Annotated in this window: 12 protein-coding genes; 7 read left to right on the top strand and 5 right to left on the bottom strand. The window is 71.5% G+C overall.

What is annotated here, in order from left to right; genetic code table 11:
* Positions 1–32 precede the first annotated feature (32 nt).
* Together CP983_RS37520 and CP983_RS37515 are read right to left on the bottom strand one after the other, a co-directional pair.
* Positions 33–1,922 carry a glycoside hydrolase family 97 protein gene (locus CP983_RS37520; RefSeq protein ID WP_150504568.1) on the bottom strand — a complete coding sequence of 630 codons (1,890 nt, stop codon included), beginning with the start codon at positions 1,920–1,922 and terminating at the stop codon, positions 33–35.
* Between the two features lie 24 nt (positions 1,923–1,946).
* Positions 1,947–4,283, bottom strand: a complete 2,337-nt coding sequence (locus CP983_RS37515; RefSeq protein WP_150504566.1) for a glycosyl hydrolase family 95 catalytic domain-containing protein — start codon at positions 4,281–4,283, stop codon at positions 1,947–1,949.
* Positions 4,284–4,532: 249 nt separating this feature from the next.
* On the opposite strand from CP983_RS37515, the gene CP983_RS37510 reads away from it, so the two are divergent.
* Entirely contained in the window at positions 4,533–5,846 is a 1,314-nt protein-coding gene (locus CP983_RS37510; protein WP_150504564.1) for an SUKH-4 family immunity protein, read from the top strand.
* A 58-nt stretch (positions 5,847–5,904) separates the two neighbouring features.
* Complete coding sequence (locus CP983_RS37505; RefSeq protein WP_150504562.1) at positions 5,905–6,843, top strand: LysR family transcriptional regulator; 939 nt, start codon at positions 5,905–5,907, stop codon at positions 6,841–6,843.
* A gap of 36 nt (positions 6,844–6,879) precedes the next feature.
* Here CP983_RS37505 and CP983_RS44185 read toward each other — a convergent pair whose 3' ends face one another.
* The 3 genes from CP983_RS44185 to CP983_RS37495 form a co-directional block, all read right to left on the bottom strand.
* Entirely contained in the window at positions 6,880–7,056 is a 177-nt protein-coding gene (locus CP983_RS44185; RefSeq protein ID WP_167537814.1) for a hypothetical protein, read from the bottom strand.
* A gap of 118 nt (positions 7,057–7,174) precedes the next feature.
* Positions 7,175–8,257, bottom strand: a complete 1,083-nt coding sequence (locus CP983_RS37500; RefSeq protein WP_150504560.1) for a substrate-binding domain-containing protein — start codon at positions 8,255–8,257, stop codon at positions 7,175–7,177.
* A gap of 16 nt (positions 8,258–8,273) precedes the next feature.
* Positions 8,274–10,787 (bottom strand): SpoIIE family protein phosphatase, encoded by a 2,514-nt coding sequence (locus tag CP983_RS37495; RefSeq protein ID WP_125524378.1) that lies wholly within the window; start codon positions 10,785–10,787, stop codon positions 8,274–8,276.
* A gap of 294 nt (positions 10,788–11,081) precedes the next feature.
* Here CP983_RS37495 and CP983_RS37490 point away from each other — a divergent pair, with 294 nt between their 5' ends.
* From CP983_RS37490 to CP983_RS37470, 5 genes are all read left to right on the top strand, one after another.
* Positions 11,082–12,170 (top strand): substrate-binding domain-containing protein, encoded by a 1,089-nt coding sequence (locus tag CP983_RS37490; protein ID WP_107912264.1) that lies wholly within the window; start codon positions 11,082–11,084, stop codon positions 12,168–12,170.
* 45 nt (positions 12,171–12,215) lie between these two features.
* The gene (locus CP983_RS37485; protein ID WP_167537813.1) at positions 12,216–12,986 is read left to right on the top strand and encodes an ATP-binding cassette domain-containing protein; all 771 of its coding nucleotides are present in this window, start codon (positions 12,216–12,218) and stop codon (positions 12,984–12,986) included.
* Positions 12,980–14,281 (top strand): sugar ABC transporter permease, encoded by a 1,302-nt coding sequence (locus CP983_RS37480; RefSeq protein ID WP_373309838.1) that lies wholly within the window; start codon positions 12,980–12,982, stop codon positions 14,279–14,281. The genes CP983_RS37485 and CP983_RS37480 overlap by 7 nt, the downstream gene beginning before the upstream one ends.
* Before the next feature lie 81 nt (positions 14,282–14,362).
* Entirely contained in the window at positions 14,363–14,995 is a 633-nt protein-coding gene (locus tag CP983_RS37475; protein ID WP_107912269.1) for a DedA family protein, read from the top strand.
* A gap of 223 nt (positions 14,996–15,218) precedes the next feature.
* Complete coding sequence (locus CP983_RS37470) at positions 15,219–20,447, top strand: family 43 glycosylhydrolase (protein WP_150504558.1); 5,229 nt, start codon at positions 15,219–15,221, stop codon at positions 20,445–20,447.
* The last annotated feature ends 113 nt before the right edge of the window (positions 20,448–20,560 follow it).

The raw sequence follows: 20,560 nt of genomic DNA, 5'->3' as shown, positions 1-20,560 counted from the left end.
GTCGCGCGAACGGCCCGCCGGGACTCCGGCGTTCAGCGGTGGCAGGTGGTGATGCCAGGACGCCAGCGGCACGCGATCGAGGCGAAGCCGCCGCCCGCGACGACGTCCACGGCGAGCCTGTCGCCGCCGCTCAGGACCTGCCGGCGCAGCACGAGTCCGTCCGGGCCGTCCTCGATCGTCTCGACCAGCCAGCGCCCCGCCCCGATGCTCAGCGGCACCTCGGCGATGCGGGCGGCCCCGGCGTACACGCCGCCGATGAACCAGCGGTCCCCGCCGCGCCGGGCGAGCACGGCCTCCTCGCCGGGCCGGCCCGCGAGCAGCCGGGTGTCGTCCCAAGCCGCCGGAACCTGGTCGAAGTAGGCGCGGGCCAGCGGCCGTTGGTCGTACGACTCGGGGGTGCCGGCGAACATCTGGAGCCCGGACTCGTAGGCCACGGTGAGCCCGACCTCTGCCGCGTCCGAGTTGGGGCGCAGCCCGACGCGGTGGAAGGCGCCGGGGGTGAAGTCCATGGAGCCGATGACGTTGCGGGTGAAGGGCAGGGTGGTCAGATGGGCGGCGGTGTTGGTGCGCTTCTCCTCTCCGGCGACGCCCTCCAGGGTCATGACGTGGGGCCAGGTGCGCTGGATGCCCTTGGGGATCGTGGAGCCGTGGAAGTCCACCATGAGGTGATGCGCGGCCGTCTCCGCGAGGACGGTGTCGTACCAGCGGAGCATGGGCTGCGCCTCGGAGTTCATGAAGTCGATCTTGACTCCCCTGACTCCCCACCGTTCCAGGGTGGGGAGCCACCGGTCGCGCTCCTCGGGGGTGTCCAGTTCTCGCTGGTGGATCCAGACGACGATGCCCACGCCCTTGGCCCGGGCGTACCGCACGAGCTCCGGCATCCAGCTGTCGGTCTGCCAGTCGGGGTCGACGGTCTCCCACTCGCCCGGCTTGTAGTACCAGCCCGCGTCGACGGCCTCGTACGGCCAGTTCCGCTCGGCCGCGTAGTCGACGTACGCCTTCTGCGCGGCGAGGCTCTGGCCCGCCTCCTTGCCGCCCGCGAGCCAGGTCCACAGCACGGTGCCGGGCTCGATCCAGGAGGCGTCGCGGATCCTGGAGGCGGGCGCGAGGTCGTCGGTGAAGGTGGAGCGGGTGACGGTGGCGAGGTCGCCGGTGATCATCGCCCGCCAGGGGGTGACGAGCGGGCCGTCGGTGGTGATCCGGTCGTCGGCGAGCTTGATGCGGTAGGTGCCGGTGCCCTGGTCGTGAGCGAGTCGGGCGCCGGAGTAGGCGCCGGTGAGGTCGGACTCGGCGAGCAGGGTGTAGCCGCCGTCGGTCTCGAACAGGGCCTGGTCGGAGTACTCGCCGGTGGGTGCGGTGGCGGCGGTGTGCCGCACGAACTGGCCCTCGTTGTCGACCCGGTAGGTGCCGAGCCAAGCGGGAGCGTCCGCCGGCAGGTTGAACGCGGAGGTCTCGCGGAGCACGTCGCCCGAGGCGCCGGGCAGGGCGTACCGGTAGGCGACGCCGTCGGCGGAGGCACGGACGACGAGGTCGAGCCGGGCGCCCGTGGCGGTGGCGAAGGACAGCCGGGTCTCCTTCATGCGGACCCGCCGGTCGAGCCGCTTGCCGGACCTGGTGCGGTAACGCTCGTCCATCATCCGGTCCTTGCTGTGCAGGAAGCGCAAGTCCTTCGACAGGTCGGCCTGTTGGGTGACGATGCCGACGGGGGACGGCTCGATGACCGTACGGCCGTCGCGGGACACCGCGAAGCTCAGCGTGCCCGTGGTGTCGTCCAGGGCCACCCGGGCGCGGGGTGCGTGGGCCCCCGTGGACAGGTCCCAGGTCCGTTCGTGCTGTTCGGCCCGCACGGGTCCGCCGGTGAGGAGTGCGGTCACCAGCCCTGCGCAGAGCCCGGCGACCGCCGTTCTGATCGAGACAGCCATGACAACCCTCCGAGGTGTGTGGCTTTACGGCAGTCCCCAGGCCGGGCCCGGTGCGCTGACGGCGACGGGCGCGACGGTCAGGTCGGGGCGGGCTCCGGAGTGGACGAGGACCTCACGGCCCTTGGGCAGGTCGATGCCGAGGACGCCGTCGCCCAGGTCGCGGGTGCGGGCCGGGGTTCCGTCGTCGAGGAGGACGGTGAGCCGCCCTTCGAGGCCGTGACGGAGTTGGAGCGGTTCCCCGGCCAGGCTCCTGATCCGGATGAACCGCGTCTCGCCCGCCTTGCGGACGGCGGTGACCAGGAAGGCTCCCTGGGTGCGGAAGTCGTGCAGTGTGACGTCCGCCCAGTCGGTGGGGACGGCCGGGAAGACGCGGACCACGCCGCCCCAGCTCTGGCAGAACATGTCGTGCAGGGACTGCGAGGCGGACAGCGGTGTCTCGATGACCGGACCGGCCTCGGTGTAGTGGGTGTTGGCCTGGCAGGGATAGCGCGTGGTGGGGTCGAAGAACTTGCGCAGATAGCCGATCGCGGTGTCGCCGTCGCCGGTCATCGCGTAGATGGAGGCGGCACCGGTGTAGCTGTAGCCGCGATGGGCGCCGGTGAGCGAGTGCCAGTGCTCGACCGACTTCGTGATCAGCTCGCGGCTCTCCGGCTGGTCCCAGTTGACGAGGTACAGCGGGTACACCATCAGCAGGTGCGAGTAGTGCCGGTGGGACTGGGCGTACGGGGTGTCGGCACCGATCATGAAGCCGTTGGCGTCGACCGGGTACGGGGTGAGCTTGGCCAGCACCTCCTGCCAGCGCGGCTTCAGCACGTCCTGGATGCCGAGGAGTTCGGCGGACTCGATGAGCGTCCGGCAGCCCCAGCGGATCAGCGCCAGGTCGTAGTTGGTGTCCTGCGGCGGCACGACGGGGTACTCGGGCGAGAGGGTGCTCGGCAGATGCAGCTTGCCGTCACTGCCCGGGGTGAGGAAGTGCAGGTAGTAGTTGATCGCCCGGCGCAGCACCGGGTAGACCGTGTCGCGCAGCAGCGCCTTGTCCATGGAGTGGCGGTACGACAGCCACACGTTGTGCAGCGCCCAGGCGAGGTCGCCGGTCTCGGCGCCCGAACCCGGCTGCCCCACACCGCGGTTGGCGAACATGTCGGAGCTGCGGCCGACTCCGGAGCTGTCTGCGCGGTAGGCGGCGGGCACGTTGGCGGTGAGCTGTTCCTGGTTCTGGCGCAGGGTGGTGGCGAGCGCGTCGAGTTCCAGGTGGTTGGAGCCGTGGATGAGCCAGTACTCCAGCTGGACGTTGAGGTTCCACCAGACCGCGGGCCAGGGTGTGGGCTCCAGCCAGGGGCCGGAGGTGGCCATCACCGGTCCGCCCGCGCGGCTGGCGGAGGCGACCTTGTAGAGCTGGATCCAGTGGAAGCTCTGGAGCCGCTGGTCGGGGAAGGAGACGAAGCTCTTGCGGTAGAAGGCGTGCCACCAGCTCGTGTGCCGTCGCCGCAGGACGTCGTACGACGTCGCGCGCCGCAGGTTGCGCAGCGAGTCGGCCTCGGCGGCGGTGTCGGAGGGGAAGCTGTGTCCGACGGAGAGCAGCAGGTCGTCGTCGGCGCGGCGGTACGCGGTCGCCGTCCGGCCGCCGCCGGTGAGAGGTTGGAGGACCTGTTCGGTGCCGTCGGGGGCGGTCCGGGTGGTCCAGGGCGGGTTGGCGGTGTAGTCGGCGGGCGGGGCCTCGCTGATCTTGCGGGGGCTGACGGCCTCCTCGGGGTGGAAGGTCCAGGTGACCCGTTCGCCGCCGTCTGCCGTCGCGCGCACCGCCAGGACCTCGTCGTGGACGAGTGCGGCGAGGGTGAGCGTGCCGGCGGTGGTGGTGACGGTGCCGGTGAGTTCGGCGTTCCACAGGCTCAGCCGCCAGTACACGGCGGTGATGGTGCCGACGGGATCGAGCGTGAGGTGCCCGACGGGCAGCCGGCAGGTGCCCCAGCCGCTGCCGAACCGGGGCCGGTGGTCCTGGACCCGGCCGTGCTGGACGGTGAAGCGGATCCGGTTGGCCCCCGGCTCCTGGTAGACCATGCTGCCGAGCAGCCCGTCACCGAGGAACGGGCCCTCGTACCAGCGGGTGGGCAGCCTGGTCCACAGCAGGTCCTGGCCGCGCAGGAAGCCGGCCCAGGCGCCGTCGCCGGTCATGGTGTTGCGGAGTTTCCACGGGCGTCCGCCGTCCCGGGCCACCGAGCCGTCGGCGCCGGACGGATCCGCCCGTAAGGCCTCCTGGGCCTCGGCCGCCCCGGGCAGAGCCGCTGCTGCCGCGCCGCCGAGGGCGGTGCCGAGAACGGCTCTTCGGGCCACCTTCGAACGTTGCTCCGGCTGTGAGGTCATCCTTGTCCTCCAAACCTGACGGATCATCGATACATCGGGTGTATCGCGGAACCTAGCAGGCTCGTCGGACGTGTCAACGGCCTCAACGGCACCATGGGTGGGCGGTTTTCGGGCAGCTATCAAGCCTGACCACGGCACCCATATCAACGAACGCCGTCCAAGTTTCTGACTCATCCGATGTATTGACGGGTGGTCGGCCGGGCTTGCGACGCAGGTCGGAGTGTCAGTGGCGGGTGACAGGATGGGCGCATGTCCATCGATCTTGACGACGTACTTGCCGATCCCGCACGGCTGTTGACCGCCGACCGTGCCGAGGTGCGCGACCGCGTCGCCACCACTTCCGACGCGGGCGATGTGGGTCGGGAGGTGTTCCTCCAGGCCGAGGCGATCTTCGGCGGTGCGGACGTGGCACCCGCCGAGTTCGTCTCCTGGCTGCACTTCGCGGCCGTGGCGACCGGGCACGAGGAGTACGCCGAGGGCATCGCGAAGGCCGAGCCGGGTATGCCGTGGCGGACGGTGTGGGCGTGGTGGCGTCCGGCGAACCGGTTCACGGCCCACCCGAGCCTGAACGGGGACTACTACCAGGTGCGCCGCCGCCTGCACGAGGGCCGGGTGCTCGTCGAGGTGGTCGACTGGCGCGGCCCGCTGCGGCTCGACGCGGAGACCGGCCGGAGGGTGCCGGTCGAGGACGAACAGGCGCTGTCCGACGCGGACCTGCCGCGCGCGGCACTCGACGCACCCGCACTGTACGAGTGGTCGCTGACCGCGCCGGAGGGCTGGGAGGGGGCGGTCGCGTTCGCCGTCGAGGGCGGCAGGACCCGGCACCTCGTGCAGAGCCCGCACGGGATCGCGGTCGTCGAGACGGACGCGGACGTGCTGCGGGACTGGCCTCGCGGGAACGGCATCGACTCCACGTCCTCCGAGGAACCGCCGCCGGGCCCCGCACCCGCGACGCGGCGCCTGACGGGTCCGCTCACCGCGGCCCGCGTCGACGACGCCTTCGGCGAGCGGCACGTGCTGCGTCCGGCCGAGAACGACCTGCCCGCCGCGCTGGAACACCCGGCAAGCAGGCGGCACTTGCGGGAGATCGGGCTGCCGACCTGGTGGATCTGCGGCATGGCCGAGTACGAGACCCTGCCAGCCGCCGCCATGCTCCCCTCGGCCGAGGGCGACGGCGACCTGCCGGAGGACGGCCTGCCCGACGGGATGTCCACCGCCGATCTGATCGCCCTCGGCACGTGCGAGTACGGCGAGCTGTATCTGCACCGCCACGCCGGGACCGTGCACATCTGGAGCGGCCTTGAGGGCCCGACCGAGGGCACACTCGTCGAGCTGGCACCCGACCTCGACGTGTTCACCCGCGCCCTGGAGGCCATCTACCGCTACGGCAACGCCTGTTGGCACCCCTACCCGGTGGAGGTGGACCAGGACGCGGTGGCGCGGGTCTTCCTGGACGAGATGGAGGAACTGGCTCCCGGCCTGTTCGACCCCGAGGCGCCCAGCGGCATCCTGTGGAGCTGGCTGTACGCCGGGATCACCGAGGTGGGCGTGGACGGCTACTAGATCAGGGGCCGCCCGCTCCCGGAACCGGGCCTCCCGCCCTCCCGAATAGGGTGGCGGCGTGGACCTCAACGCCGTACGCACCTTCGTCGCCGTCGCGGACGCCGGTCAGTTCCAGAAGGCCGCCATCGACCTGTCCCTGACCCAGCAGGCCGTGTCCAAGCGCGTCGCGGCCCTGGAGCGGGAGCTCGGCGTGCGGTTGCTGAACCGCACGCCGCGCGGCGCCGAGCTCACCATCGACGGGCAGGCTTTCCTGGCGCACGCCCGGTCCCTGCTCCAGGCCGAGGAGCGGGCGAGGGCCTCGGTGCGGCCCGGCAGCCGTGCCCTGCGCGTCGACGTGATCGGCCGCCGGGCGTCGCTCGCCGGTCTGCTGCGCGACTTCCACCGCGCCCGGCCCGAGATCGCCCTCGACGTCGTGACCCTGCCCGGCGCCGAGGAGGCCATCGCCGCCCTGCGGGACGGCACCATCGACGCGACCTTCCGGGCCGTCACCATGCCGGGGCAGAAGATCCCCGACGGCATCGAGATCAGCCCGGTCCACGACGAGCCGCTGCACCTGTTCACCGGCCCGGCCCACCCGTTCGCCGGTGCGACCGCCGTGGCCCCCGCCCAGCTGGCCGGGCACCGGATCTGGATGCCGGGCAACGTCCCGGGCACGGAGTGGACCGCGTACTACGAGGCGATGGCCGCCGAATTCGGGCTGACCATCGAGGCGACCGGCCCCAACTTCGGCGTCGAGGCGCTCATCGACACGATCGCGGCCTCCTCGACGCTGGCGACCTTTCTCGGCGCCCAGACGCCCCTGGTCTGGCCCGCCGGCTACGAGATGCGCCTGATCCCGCTGCGCGACCCGACCCCGGTCTACCCGCACTCCCTGCTCTGGCACGCCGACAACCCGCACCCGGCGCTCACCGCACTGCGCGAGCACCTCACCCCGGTGCACCACGATCTCCCGGCCGGGGAGACCTGGGCACCGGCGTGGGCCCGCCGCGGCGCCTGAGCGGACCTGGGCGCCGACTCCCGTCACGCACGGCCGTCACCTGGGCCTGGTGTCGTCCGTTCGCTCGCCCTCGGCCTGGGACGGCTCGGTCCTGGGGACGTCCGGGTGCTGTTCCATGGCCGTGCGCTCGGCCGGCTCCTCGCGTTCGCCCTCGGCCTGCGAGGGGGTGTGCGAGTACAGCCAGCGGTCGTAGTCCGAGGCTCCGGTCTTCATGGCCGACCTCCCTTGGTCGTTCACCTCCCATGCTGCGCCCGACGCGGCGCGGCGACCAGCCGTCACCGCGTCCGGTGAGTCCGCCGGGGGCCATGAGTCCCGTGGGTCCGGGGCCGGCTCAGCCGGTCAGGCCGAGCCGGTCGCAGGCCGGGCGCAGTATCGGGGGACAGATCTGCCGCACGGTGAACACGCCGTCGTGGAGGACGGTCCGTTCGAGGTCGTCGGCGGTCACCGGGACCGGCGTGAGCAGGATGGACGGGATGTCCTGGTGGGTGGGGCTGTCGACCTGCGTCGTCGCGACGTCGCGGACGTCCTCGCCCCGCCCCAGCGCTATGGCCATGGCGGCGGCCGCGGCGGCCTCCTTCTCGAACGGCTTGTACACCGTCATGTACTGCTCGCCCTTGAGGATGCGCCACACGGCCTCCAGGTCGGCGTCCTGGCCGGTGATCGGGGGAAGATCCTCGACCCCGGCCTTCTTGAAGGCCGATATGACGCCGGCGGCGATGGCGTCGTTGGCGGCCAGGACGCCGCTGATACGGTCCGCCCCGAGCGAGGAGATCGCGGCCGACATGTTGGCGTGGGCGCTCTCCGGGCTCCAGCCCTGGGTCTCGTAGGACCTGGCGATGTCGACCTTGCCCGACATCGCGGACACCGCGCCGTCGCGGAACCACGCCGCGTTGGCGCTGCTCGGGTCGCCGTTCATCATCACGACGGTCTTGCCCTTGCCCCGCTCGGCCATGGCCTTCATGAGCGCCTCGCCCTGCATCCTGCCGATCTTCGCGCCGTCGAAGCTGACGAAGCCGGAGATCGGGCCTTCGGCGAGCCGGTCGTAGGCGATGACCGGGACGCCCGCGCGGTCCGCCTCCAGGATCGAGGAGCGCAGCGCCTTGCTGTCGGCCGGGTCGAGGATCAGGACCTCGGCCCCATTGGTGATCATGGAGATCATCTGCTGGCGCTGTCTCGCCGCGTCGTTCTCGGCGTTGGCGTACACCATCTCGCAGTCGTCGCACAGTTCCTTGAGCCGCTGCTCGATCAGCGGTTTGTCGGACTTCTCCCAGCGGGGGGTCACCCGGTTCGGCAGCAGCAGGCCCACCGTGAAGCTGTCCGAGCCCGCCTCGCCGTCCCCGCCGCAGCCCGCCAGGGCCACCGCCAGCAGTCCGGCGACGAGTGCCGCGACGGCGTGCAGGGCATGAGTCCGCATCGCAGCTCCCCTCCGTTCACAACCTCGCGTTCGCGGCGACGGGATCGCTCGCCGGCACCGTGATCTCGCTCCACACCTGCTTCCCGCCGGCCACGGGGACCGTGCCACTGGCGTCCGACACGGCTTCGACCAGCAGCAGGCCCCTGCCGCCTGTCGACTCCCAGTCCACGATCACGGGCTTGGCGGGCGCGCGCGGCGAGGAGTCGCTCACGCTGATCCGGACCCGGTTGCCGCGCAGCACCAGGTCCAGGCGTACCGATCCCTGTGTGTGCACCAGGGCGTTGGTGACCAGTTCGGACACGACGAGCAGCACCGCGTCGGCGGCCGCCTGGACGTTCCAGCGGCGCAGGGTGCGCGCGGTGAAGCGGCGGGCGTGCATGACGGCGTCGGGCAGCCGCCACACCACCCAGCCGGCCCGGATCGGCTTGGTCTTCATGCCGTCGTAGCGCAGCAGCAGCAGCGCCACGTCGTCCTCGCGCCGGCCGATGTCGCCGAGCAGGGCGTCGGCCATCCGTGCCGGGTCCACCGGATCGGCGGCGGCGAGCGCGGCACGGGTCCGTGCCATGCCGGCGTCCAGGGGCAGGTCGGCCGCCTCGACCAGGCCGTCGGTGACCAGGGCGAGCACCGTGCCCGGCGTCAGCGCGACGGCGGTCAGCGGGAACTCCGCGTCGGCGAGGATGCCGAGCGGGGGCCCGCCCTCCACCTGCACCTCCTCGGTGCCGCCGTCGGGATGGCGCAGCAGCGGTGAGAGGTGTCCGGCGCGGACGAGGAGGGTGGTGCCCTCCTCCATGTCCAGTTCGACGTAGCAGCAGGTGGCGAAGAGGTCGGTCTCCATGCCGACGAGGAGGCGGTTGGCGTGGGAGACGACCACGTCGGGCGGGTGGCCCTCCACCGCGTACGCCCTGACCGCGGTGCGCATCTGGCCCATGATCGTCGCGGCTCCGGCGCTGTGCCCCTGCACGTCGCCGATGACGAGCGCGACCCGGTCCTCGGACAGCGCGATGACGTCGTACCAGTCGCCGCCCACCTGGAGTCCGCGGCGGGCGGGCAGATAGCGGGCGACGGCGATGCCGCCGGGCAGTTCGGGCAGCCGCCTCGGCAGCAGGCTGCGCTGGAGCATCGTCGCGAGTTCCTGCTCGGCGTCATGGGCGTGCGCGCGTTTGAGGGCCTGTCCGACCAGGGCGGCGGTGGCGGTCAGCAGGGACCGCTCCTCGGGAATGAACTCGTGCGGCCGGTCCCAGCCGACCACGCACACCCCGGCGACGCTGCCCTTGGCCGGCAGCGGCAGGACGGCGAGGCCGCCGGGGCCGATGCCCGCGAGGCCGGGTTCGAGGGCGGTGCCCGCCGGCCACAGGTCCATCCGGCCGTCCCGCAGGGCCAGTTGGAGGGTGGGCAGGGCGCTGACCGGCGCGTCGGGCCACTCCGAGCGCCACTGGGCGCGCCACAACTCGGGCCAGGCGTCGGGTTCCGGCGGGTCGAGCAGGGTGACCATCAGACGGTCGTCGCGGACGTCGGCGAGTGCCACCCGGTCCGCGCCGAGGGGTTCACGCAGGGCGGTTAGCGCGACCCGGCCGACGTCCCCGACCGTCACGGCGTCGTCGAGGGCGGCCGTCAGCCACTGGATCCGGGACACGTCGTCGGCGCTGCGGCTCTTGACCTGGGTCGCCGTGACCACGCCGAGCAGTTGCCCGGGCTCGTCGGCGGTGCCCGCGAGCACCCGGCAGCTCAGGCTCAGCCAGCGCACCTCGCCGGTGGGGCGGCGCACGCGGAACTCCAGCTCCCGTCGGCCCAGGGCGTGCAGGGACGGCTCCAGGACGGACATCAGCGCGGACATGTCCTCGGGGAGGGCGTGCGCGAGCAGGGTGTCGGCCTTGCCGTCGAAGTCGTCCGGGGTGATGCCGACCAGCTCCAGGAGCGCCTCGTCGGCCTCGATCAGGCCGGTGTCGGGCACCAGGACGAACGAGCCCACGCGCATCCCGCGCAGCGCGTGGCTCAGCGGGGACGCGCCCGGCGGCCTGCTCTCCTCGGTGGGCAGCACGCAGGCGACGGCGTCGGCGTACCGCTCCAGGAAGCGCTGTTGCCCGGCGTCGAATCCGTCCGCCGAGGCTCCCACCACGACGAGGCAGCCCAGCCGTGTGCCGTCGGACGCCAGGGGCAGCGCGCCGAGCGAGGCCGTCCTGGCCCGCGGCGGCGTGGGCGCGCCCTCGGGGTAGGAGGCGAGGGCGGCGGCGTTGAGCCAGAGGGGGCGGTCGGCGCGGAAGGCCTGTGCGGCGGCCGAGCCGCCCGACAGGGACAGCCGCTGCGGCAGCCGGTACTCGGGGGAGACGCCGCCGGCCGATTCCAGCAGCTGGAGCTCGTCGCCGCCCGCGCCGGTCGTGTAGAGCCCCGTCAGTGCCGCTCCGGCGAAGACCAGCGCGCGGTCGCTCGTGGCGGCCTGCGGCGCCGTAGGCGGTGACCCGGTGACTGCGGCGCCGGCCTCGGATGCCTCCGGCACCGGAAATCCGGTCCGGGCACGGCCGTCATGAGGCATGTCCGCAACCTTCCTCCCGTCCCTGCCGGAGGTGTCGAGGGAGCGCGGGCAACCCCGGCTCCCAGCGCTGCTCGGCGCCCGAACACCAGAATCGCATATATGGATGAGCTGGACATATCTGCTCGCTCGCCGCTCCTGGACGCGTCGCACGCACGGCCGCCGGGACACCCCCTCCGCCGCCCGCCGAGGGGTCCTCGCTGCGTTCGCCGATCGCCCCGCCCGGTGTCAGACTGACCAGGTGGTCGGCATGTGAGAAGGCCAGGTGTCGCCATGCTCGGCAGAGAGATCCCCCGTATGAAGGCCTCCATACGCAACGCGGCCCTCTCCATGATCGCGATCCTCACGGCCGTCGGACTCGCCGCCTGCGGGACGGACGGCCAGAGCGCCTCCGGCACGGAGAACGGGCCCAAGATCGGCGTGCTGCTGCCGGACTCGACCACGGCCCGCTGGGAGACCCAGGACCGGCCGTTCCTGGAGAGGAAGATCCACGAACTGTGCCGCACGTGCACGATCGAGCACGGCAATGCCAAGGGCGACGTCGCGATGCAACAGCAGCAGATGGACTCCATGATCTCCGAGGGGGTCGACGCCATCCTGCTGGTGGCGGTGGACTCCCGGGCCCTGGCCGCCTCGGTCAGGAAGGCGGAGGAGGCCGACATCCCCGTCATCGCCTACGACCGCCTCTCCGAGGGCCCGATCGCGGGCCATGTCTCCTTCGACGGCCAGGAGGTCGGCCGTCTCCAGGGCCGGGCGCTGCTGAAGGCCATGGGCGACGAGGTGCCCGGGGCCGAGATCGTGATGATGAACGGCGACCCCAGCGACCCCAACGCGGTGCTGTTCAAGGAGGGCGCGCTGTCCGTGCTGTCGGGACGGGTGAAGATCGGCAAGGAGTACGACACCATCCAGTGGCGGACCGAGGCCGCCAACCTGAACATGTCCGGCGCCATCGCCGCCCTCGGCGCCGGCAACATCCAGGGGGTCTACGCCGCCAACGACAGCCTCGCCGCCGGCAGCATCTCGGCGCTGAAGGCGAACAAGGTGGACCCGCTGCCCCCGGTCACGGGGCAGGACGCCGAACTCGCCGCAGTGCGCCGCATCGTCCGCGGCGACCAGTACATGACCGTCTACAAGCCCTTCCCGCCCGAGGCCGCCGCCGGCGCCGCGATGGCCGTGGCCGCGGCCCGCGGGGAGAACCTGGACCGGGTGGCCAAGGACAAGGTGCGCACCAGCGAGGGCAAGACGGTTCCGGCGGTGATGCTCACCCCGGTGTCCGTGACCGTCGGCAACATCAAGGACGTCCTGGTGAACGGCGGCGTGTACACGGTCCGGCAGATCTGCGTCCCCGATCTCGTCGCCGCCTGCGAAAAGGCCGGGCTGACCTGACCTCGGCCCGGAGCCGTCCGGGCCACGGGAAGGAGATGGTGTTCCGTGCCCGCTCCCCTGCTGGCCCTGCACGGCGTGTGCAAGCGCTACGGCGCCGTCGAGGTCCTCATGGACATCGAGCTGGAGATCCACGCCGGCCAGGTCGTCGCGCTGCTGGGTGACAACGGAGCCGGCAAGTCGACCCTGATCAAGGTGATCTCGGGGGTCGCGCCCGCGGACCGGGGCGACATCGCCTGGGACGGCCGACCCGTCCACATCAGGCGCCCCAACGACGCCCGGGACCTGGGCATCGCCACCGTCTTCCAGGACCTCGCGCTGTGCGGGAACCTCGACGTCGTCGGCAATCTGTTCCTCGGCCGGGAGATCCGCAGGTACGGCTTCCTCGACGAGATGGAGATGGAGCGCCGCACCCAGCAGCTGCTGGAGCGCCTGACCAGGGGCGTGCCCGAGCTGCGGGCGCCCGTCGTGTCCCTGTCCAGCGGTCAGCGGCAGACGGTCGCCATCGCCCGCTCGCTGCTCGGCGAACCACGGCTCCTGCTGCTGGACGAGCCGACGGCGGCACTGGGACTCCAGCAGACCACCGAGGTCCTCGACCTGGTCGACGAGCTGCGGGACCGGGGCGTGGGCGTCCTGCTGATCAGCCACAACATGGGCGACGTCAAGGCGCTCGCGGACCGTGCCATCGTGCTGCGGCTCGGCCGCAACAACGGCTTCTTCGACGTGAACACCGTCTCGCAGGAACAGATCATCTCCTCCATCACCGGGGCGACCGAGAGCACGCCCCGCCGACCGGCCCATGAGGAGGCGGCGTGGTGAAAGGGACGCACGACATCGCGGACACCCCGCAGGCCGGGACCGACGAGTCCGCCCTGCCCGACGCGCCCGGCGCCGAGGCCCGCAAGGCACCCCGCGGGTCCGGCGCCGGGCGGGCCGTGGAGAGCTGGATCGCTTTCGCCCGGCGCAAGCTGCGGGCCGGTGAAGTGGGCTCGCTCCCGGTCGTCGTCGTCCTCGCGGTCGTCTGGATCACCTTCCAGTCCCTGAACTCCAACTTCCTCTCGCCGCGCAACCTGTCCAATCTCAGCGTCGACATCGTCGGCACCGGGCTGATCGCCGTCGGCATCGTGTTCGTGCTGCTGCTCGGCGAGCTCGACCTCTCGGTCGGCTCGATCAGCGGGCTCGCGGCGGCCGTGTTCGCCGTGCTGAACGTCAACAACGGCGTCCCCGAGTGGCTCGCCCTGATCATCGGGGTGCTGGCCGGCGCGGCAGCGGGCACCGTGCAGGGGTACTCGTTCGCCAGAACCCGGGTGCCCGCGTTCGTCGTCACGCTCGCGGGGCTGCTCACCTGGAACGGCCTGATGCTCTACATCCTGGGCAGCAGCGGCACGATCAACCTCGACGAGAACGGGCTCGTCGCGAAGCTGACCAACTACTACTTCACCGACGACGCGGTCGCCTACGGGCTCGCCGCGCTCGCCACGGGCCTGGTCTTCCTGGTGTCGTACCTGGACCGGCGGCGCCGGATGGCCGCCGGCATGCCGCATCGCTCGCTCCAGATCATCGGGGTGCGCGCGGGCGGGCTCGCGGTGATCGCGTTCGCCGTCGCCTATCTGCTCAACCGGTTCCAGGGGCTGCCGCTCGCCCTGCTGATCTTCCTCGTGGTGGTGGCCGGCCTCGACATCGTGCTGCGCCGCACGCACTACGGACGCCAGGTGTACGCCCTCGGCGGCGGCGTCGAGGCGGCCCGGCGCGCCAGCCTCCATGTGACGCGGGTGCAGACCGCCGTACTCGCGGTCTCCGGCACCATGGCCGCGATCGGCGGACTGTTCCTGGCCTCGCGCATCACCTCGGTGAGCCAGACCTCGGGGTCGGGCGTGCTGCTGCTCAACGCCATCGCGGCGGCCGTCATCGGCGGCACCAGCCTGTTCGGCGGGCGCGGTTCGACGTGGTCGGCGGTGCTCGGGATGCTGGTGATCCAGTCGATCGCCTCGGGCATGGCCCTCACCGACACGCCCGCCGCCGTCCAGTTCATGATCACGGGCGGGGTGCTGTTCGCCGCGGTGGTCATCGACGCCCTGTCGAGACGCACGCAGGAGGCGCACGGACGAGCATGAGCGGTGGCGCGAGCAGCCCTGCCGCGCGCACGGGATGCTGGAGTCAGGGCGCGGGACGAGGACGGCCGGGAGGTGATCGCGGTGATCGCGGTCAACCCGATGGACAGCGACTCGGTGCTGGCGACCTTCGGTGCCCTCGGGGTCCTCGTGGTGATCCTCGCGGAGTCGGGCCTGCTGGTGGTCGGCTTCTTCCTGCCCGGTGACACGCTGCTCTTCCCGGCGGGCGTGCTGTGCGCGGCGACCGCCGACCAGGCGCCTCGGCTGGTGCTGTGGCAGGTGCTGCTGTGTGCGGCCGTCGGCGCCGTGGTGGGCGGCCAGATCGGCTATCTGCTGGGCCGGCACGGCGGACGGGCGCTGCTGGCCCGCACCTCGAAACGACGGGTACGGGACGCGGCGGCCCGTGCCGAGAAACTCCTGGCCCGCTACGGCTACGGCAAGGCCCTGGTGATCGGCCGCTTCATCCCACTCGTGCGCACGGTCCTGCACCCGGCGGCCGGCGCCCTCGGCGTACCCGTGCGGACCTTCACCGTCTGGCAGATCGTGGGCGGCCTGCTCTGGTCGCAGGCCCTGGTCCTGGCCGGCTACACACTCGGCGCCTCCGTCCCCGGCATCGACGCCTACCTGCTCCCGCTGGTCGCCCTGGTCGTCGTCCTCTCCCTGCTGCCCCTGCTCCCGGTACTGACGGAGTCCCGCCGCTCGAAACGCGACCGCTGACGCCGGAGCGAAGCAGCCGATCGTCCCCAACTCGCGCCTGTGCACGGGCTCTTCCTCACCGACCGCGTTCTCCGGAAGTTCTTGTTCGACTGGTCGGACATTGTTCGAAAACCCTTGACGCTGTGCCACGCCCCGTTTGACACTCTCGCAACACGACGTCACACAGCCGAAACGGCAGGTGCCCACGGCCGAGGCCCCGCCATGCGTCAGCAGGGAACTCGACATGCCGTACATCGCACGCGTCCGTGTCCGCGCGAGACGTCTGGCGGGCCTGCTCGCCGGGCCGACCGTCACGTCGTTGGTGCTGGGGCTCGCCGTGCCCGCCCCCACCGCGCAGGCCGCCGAATCCGCCGTCCCCACCGTCCAGGCCGCCGGCGCCGCGGACATCACCGACGGTCTCGCTCTCCGGTACAAGCTCGACGCCGCCTCCGGCAGCACCGTCGCCGACGCCTCGGGCCACGGCCGGGACGCGACGGTGAGCGGTGCCGCCGACTGGTCGGGCACCGGTCAGGGCCTCGCCTTCAACGGCTCCGACACCTACCTCAAGGTGCCGGACGACGTGTTGAAGGGCATGGACTCGATCTCCGTCTCGCTGGACGTGATGGTCGATTCCGCCCAGAGCACGCCGTACTTCATCTACGGCTTCGGCAACTCCAGCGGCAGCAACGGCAACGGCTATCTCTTCACCACCGGCAACTCCCTGCGGACGTCGATCGCGTCCGGCAACTGGTCGACCGAGCAGACGACGAAGCCGGCCGACTCCCACAATCTGACCCGCTCGGTGTGGAAGCACCTCACCTACACCCAGACCGGAACCACGGGCGTGCTGTACGAGGACGGCGTCGAGGTCGGTCGGAACACGGCCGTCACGATCACGCCCGGCGCCATCGGCTCCGGCACCACCACCGCCAACTACATCGGCAGGTCGGTCTACTCCGGCGACAGGCTCTTCAAGGGCCGCATCCGCGACTTCCGGGTCTACGACCGCGCGCTCGGCGCCGCCGAGGTCGGGCAACTCGCCCTCCCCGTCGCCACGCAGGGCGTCGCCGACGACAAGGCCGCGCTGAGCCTCGGTGACACCGGCGCGGTCGTCGCCGACCTGGACCTGCCGCGGACCGGCACCGCAGGCGGCTCCCTCATCGACTGGGCCAGCGACGACCCGGCGGTCGTGTCCGACACCGGCGAGGTGACCCGTCCCGCCGCCGGCCGGCCCGAGGCCCACGTCACGCTCACGGCGACCCTGAGGAAGGGCTCGGTGACCGACACCAAAGCATTCGACGTCACGGTGCTCCCCGACTTCGACGACCGGACCGCGACCGAACAGGCCGCCGCGTCGCTCGTCGTACGCAATCTCGACGACGTCCGCGGCAACCTCACCCTCCCGGCGACCGGCGCGTACGGCACGGCCGTCACCTGGTCCTCCGCCGAGCCGGACGTCGTCTCCGCCGACGGACTGGTCCACCGCCCCGCGCACGGCGAAGGCGCCACCTCCGTCGAACTGACCGCCACCGTCACCAAGGGCACGGCGAGCACGACCCGCGCCTTCACCGCCCAGGTGCCCGAACTGCCGAAGAGCGAGGCCCTCAAGGGGTACATGTTCAGCTACTTCACCGGCGAGGGTACCGCCGACGGCGAGCAGCTCTACGCAGCCCTGAGCAAGGGCAACGACCCATTGCACTGGCGGGAGTTGAACGACGGCAAACCGGTCCTCACATCCACGCTCGGCGAGAAGGGCCTGCGCGACCCGTTCATCATCCGCTCCCCGGAGGGCGACAAGTTCTACCAGATCGCCACCGATCTGCGGATCTACGGCAACGGCGACTGGGACGCCGCACAGCGCACCGGCAGCAAGTCCGTCATGGTGTGGGAGTCCACCGACCTCGTCCACTGGACGAACCAGCGGCTGGTCAAGGTCTCGCCGGACAGCGCGGGCAACACCTGGGCGCCGGAGGCGTTCTACGACGCGGAGCGCGGTGAGTACGTCGTCTTCTGGGCGTCGAAGCTGTACGACGACGAGGCGCACTCGGGCGACACCTACAACCGCATGACGTACGCGACGACCCGTGACTTCTACACCTTCAGCGAGCCCAGGGTCTGGATCGACCGCGGCTACTCCGTCATCGACTCGACGGTGATCCGGCACGACGGGACGTACTTCCGGCTCTCCAAGGACGAGCGCAACAACAGCTCCTCCACGCCCAACAGCAAGTTCATCTTCGAGGAGAAGAGCGACTCCCTGCTGGACCTGTCCTGGACCGCCGTCGCCGAGGGCATCGGCAAGGGCGCGATGAGCGCGGCCGAGGGGCCGCTGGTGTTCAAGTCGAACACCGAGGACAAGTGGTACGCGTTCCTGGACGAGTTCGGCGGGCGCGGCTACCTCCCGTTCGAGACGACCGACCTCGCCTCCGGCACCTGGACCCCGTCCACCGGCTACGACCTCCCGGCGAGGCCCCGCCACGGCACGGTCCTGCCGGTGACCCAGGCCGAGTACGACCGTCTGCTGCGCGCCTACCAGCCGGACCGGTTGGTGCAGGGCGTCGAGGACGTCGAGGTGGGCACCGGCATCGGCCGGGCGCCCGTACTGCCCGCCACCGTCATCGCGACGTACGCCGACGGCGTCAGGCGTCCGGTCGCGGTGACCTGGGAGGACGTCCCCGCGTCGAAGTACGCGCAGGCCGGCACCTTCACCGTGACCGGCAGCCTGCCGGACGGCGCCGCGATCCCGGTCAGGGCCGAGGTCACGGTGTCGGAGGCGGGCCCCGACGTCCCCGCCGACCTGCTCCTGCACTACGGCTTCGACGAGACGGGCGGCAGCATCGCCCGTGACTCCAGCGGCCACGGCCACCACGGCACCTATGTCCGTACGCCCGACTTCGGCACCGGCGTCGAGGGCGGCTCGTTCAGGATGTCCGGCGACTCGGCCTCCCCCTATGTGAAGATCCCGAACGGCGTGCTGAGGGACGCCGGCAGCGTCACCGTCTCGACGTACGCCAAGTGGAAGGGCGGCGACAACTTCCAGTGGCTGTTCGGGCTCGGTCCGGACAGCGACAGGTATCTGTTCGCCACCCCTTCCAACGGCGGCTCCAGCCTCTACTCGGCCATCACCAAGGCGAGTTGGTCGGCGGAGTCGAAGCTGACGGCCGGATCGCAGCTCACGCCAGGCGAGTGGCGGCACGTCACCGTGACCCTCGACGGCTCGACGGGCGCGATGGTCCTCTACGTCGACGGCATCGAGGCGGCCCGTACGACGACCGCCATCAAGCCGTCCGAGCTGTACGACGCGAGCAAGGACCACACCGGCTACATCGGCAGGTCGCTGTATTCGGCCGACCCGTACTTCGGCGGCGAGGTCGACGACTTCCGCGTCTACGGCCGGGCGCTGACCGCCGCCGAGGTGATGGAGCTCAGCGGCAACACCGCGGGCATCGCCGGGGCGACGCACCCGGCGCTGAAGGTCGACGCGCTCGTCGACGACGCGAGCGGCAGGATCACCCTGCCGATGCGGGAGGGCACCGATCTCACCACCCTCGCACCGGAGTTCACGCTCGCCCGCGGCGCGGCGATCAACCCCGCCTCCGGCAGTGTGCAGGACTTCAGCGAGCCGGTGACGTACGAGGTGACGGGCTCCGACGGCACGAAGCGCACCTGGACGGTCTCGGCGCTGATGATGAGGAGCCCGGTCCTGCCGGGTCTCAACGCCGACCCGAACATCGTCCGCTTCGGCGACACCTTCTACCTGTACCCGACGACCGACGGCTTCGAGGGCTGGAGCGGCACGCGGTTCAAGGCGTACTCGTCCACCGACCTGGTCCACTGGACGGACCACGGCGTCATTCTCGACCTGGGTCCGGACGTGTCCTGGGCGGACAGCAGGGCCTGGGCCCCGACGATCGCCGAGAAGGACGGGAAGTACTACTTCTACTTCTGCGCCGACGCCAACATCGGTGTCGCGGTGTCGGACTCGCCGACGGGGCCGTTCAAGGACGCACTCGGCCAACCGCTCCTCAAGGCGGGGCAGTTCAGCGGCCAGATGATCGACCCGGCGGTCTTCACCGACGACGACGGGCGGTCGTATCTCTACTGGGGCAACGGGCACGCCTACGTCGCGCCGCTCAACGCCGACATGACGTCCCTCGACACCTCGAACATCGAGGACATCACGCCGAGCGGCTACAACGAGGGCTCGTTCGTGATCAAGCGCGCGGGCACCTACTACTTCATGTGGTCGGAGAACGACACCCGCGACGAGAACTACCGGGTCGCCTACGCCACCGGCCCCTCCCCCACCGGCCCGTGGACCAAGCACGGCGTGATCCTGGAGAAGGATCTGTCGCTCGGCATCAAGGGGCCCGGCCATCACTCGGTGGTCCGGGTTCCGAACACCGACGACTGGTACATCGCCTACCACCGCTTCGCGCTCCCCGGCGGTGACGGCACCCATCGCGAAACGACCGTGGACAAGCTGGAGTTCGGGGCCGACGGGCTGATCAAGAAGGTCCGGCCCACTCTCACGAGCGTCGATCCGGTCACCGTCGTGCACGCCGGGCCGGACGCGGCAGGCAGGGAGGGCGACCGGATCGCCCTGACCGGCACCGTCTCCGGTGCGGGGAGCCCGCAGTGGTCGGCCGAGGAGGGCGCGCCCTGCTCGTTCACCGACGCCGGGGCGGCGAAGACCACCCTCACCTGCACGGACGACGGCACCTACACGGTCACGCTGACCGGCGGCCGCAGCAGTGACTCGGCCGAGGTCGAGGTCACCGACGCCGCGCCCGTGATCACCGGCGCGAGCGGGCCGGCGTCCCCGGTGTCCGTCGGCAGGCGGACCGTGGTCACGGCGGAGTTCACCGACCCCGGCACAGGCGACACCCACACCTGCCGCGTCGACTGGAAGGACGGCACACCACCCGCCGACGGCACCGTGAGCGGCGGCACCTGCCGGGCCGCGCACACCTACACCGAGGCCGGCATCCACCGCCCGGTGATCACGGTCGAGGACGACGACGGTGCCTCGGACAGCACCACCCTCCCCGAGCTGATCGTCCTCGACCGCTCGGCGGGCCCGGCCCTCGGGACGGGCGTGATCACCTCGCCGGCCGGCGCCTACCCCGCCGAGCCCGACCTGACCGGCATGGCCTCCTTCTCCTTCGCCGCCGCCTACCCGAAGGGAGCCTCCGTCCCGACCGGAAAGGCCGACTTCGACCTCGGCCGGGCCGGGCTGAAGTTCCGCTCCACCGGCTCCGACTGGCTCGTCGTCAACGGGTCGCGGGCCGTCTACCAGGGCACCGGCAAGGTGAACGGCAGCGCCGGCTACGGCTTCCGCGTCACCGCGACCGACGCCCCGGACACCTTCCGGATCAGGATCTGGCGGAAGTACACCGGTGACGTCGTCTACGACAACCTCACCGGCGCACGTCCCAAGGGCTTCGTCACCGTCGGCGACGGCCGACGCTAGCGGCCCTCCCCGTGCCCTGAGCCGGCGCCGACACCTCGGCCCGGCTCAGGGCACTGCCGTACACAGAGAGAGCTCCAGCCGCCACCCGCCCCCCTCTGAAACCGCCCTGAAAC

Origin of the sequence: Streptomyces chartreusis, assembly GCF_008704715.1 — a bacterium.
Lineage (GTDB): Bacteria > Actinomycetota > Actinomycetes > Streptomycetales > Streptomycetaceae > Streptomyces > Streptomyces chartreusis.
The sequence above is the reverse complement of the archived record's forward strand: the minus strand, read 5'-3'. Positions and strand labels throughout refer to the sequence as shown.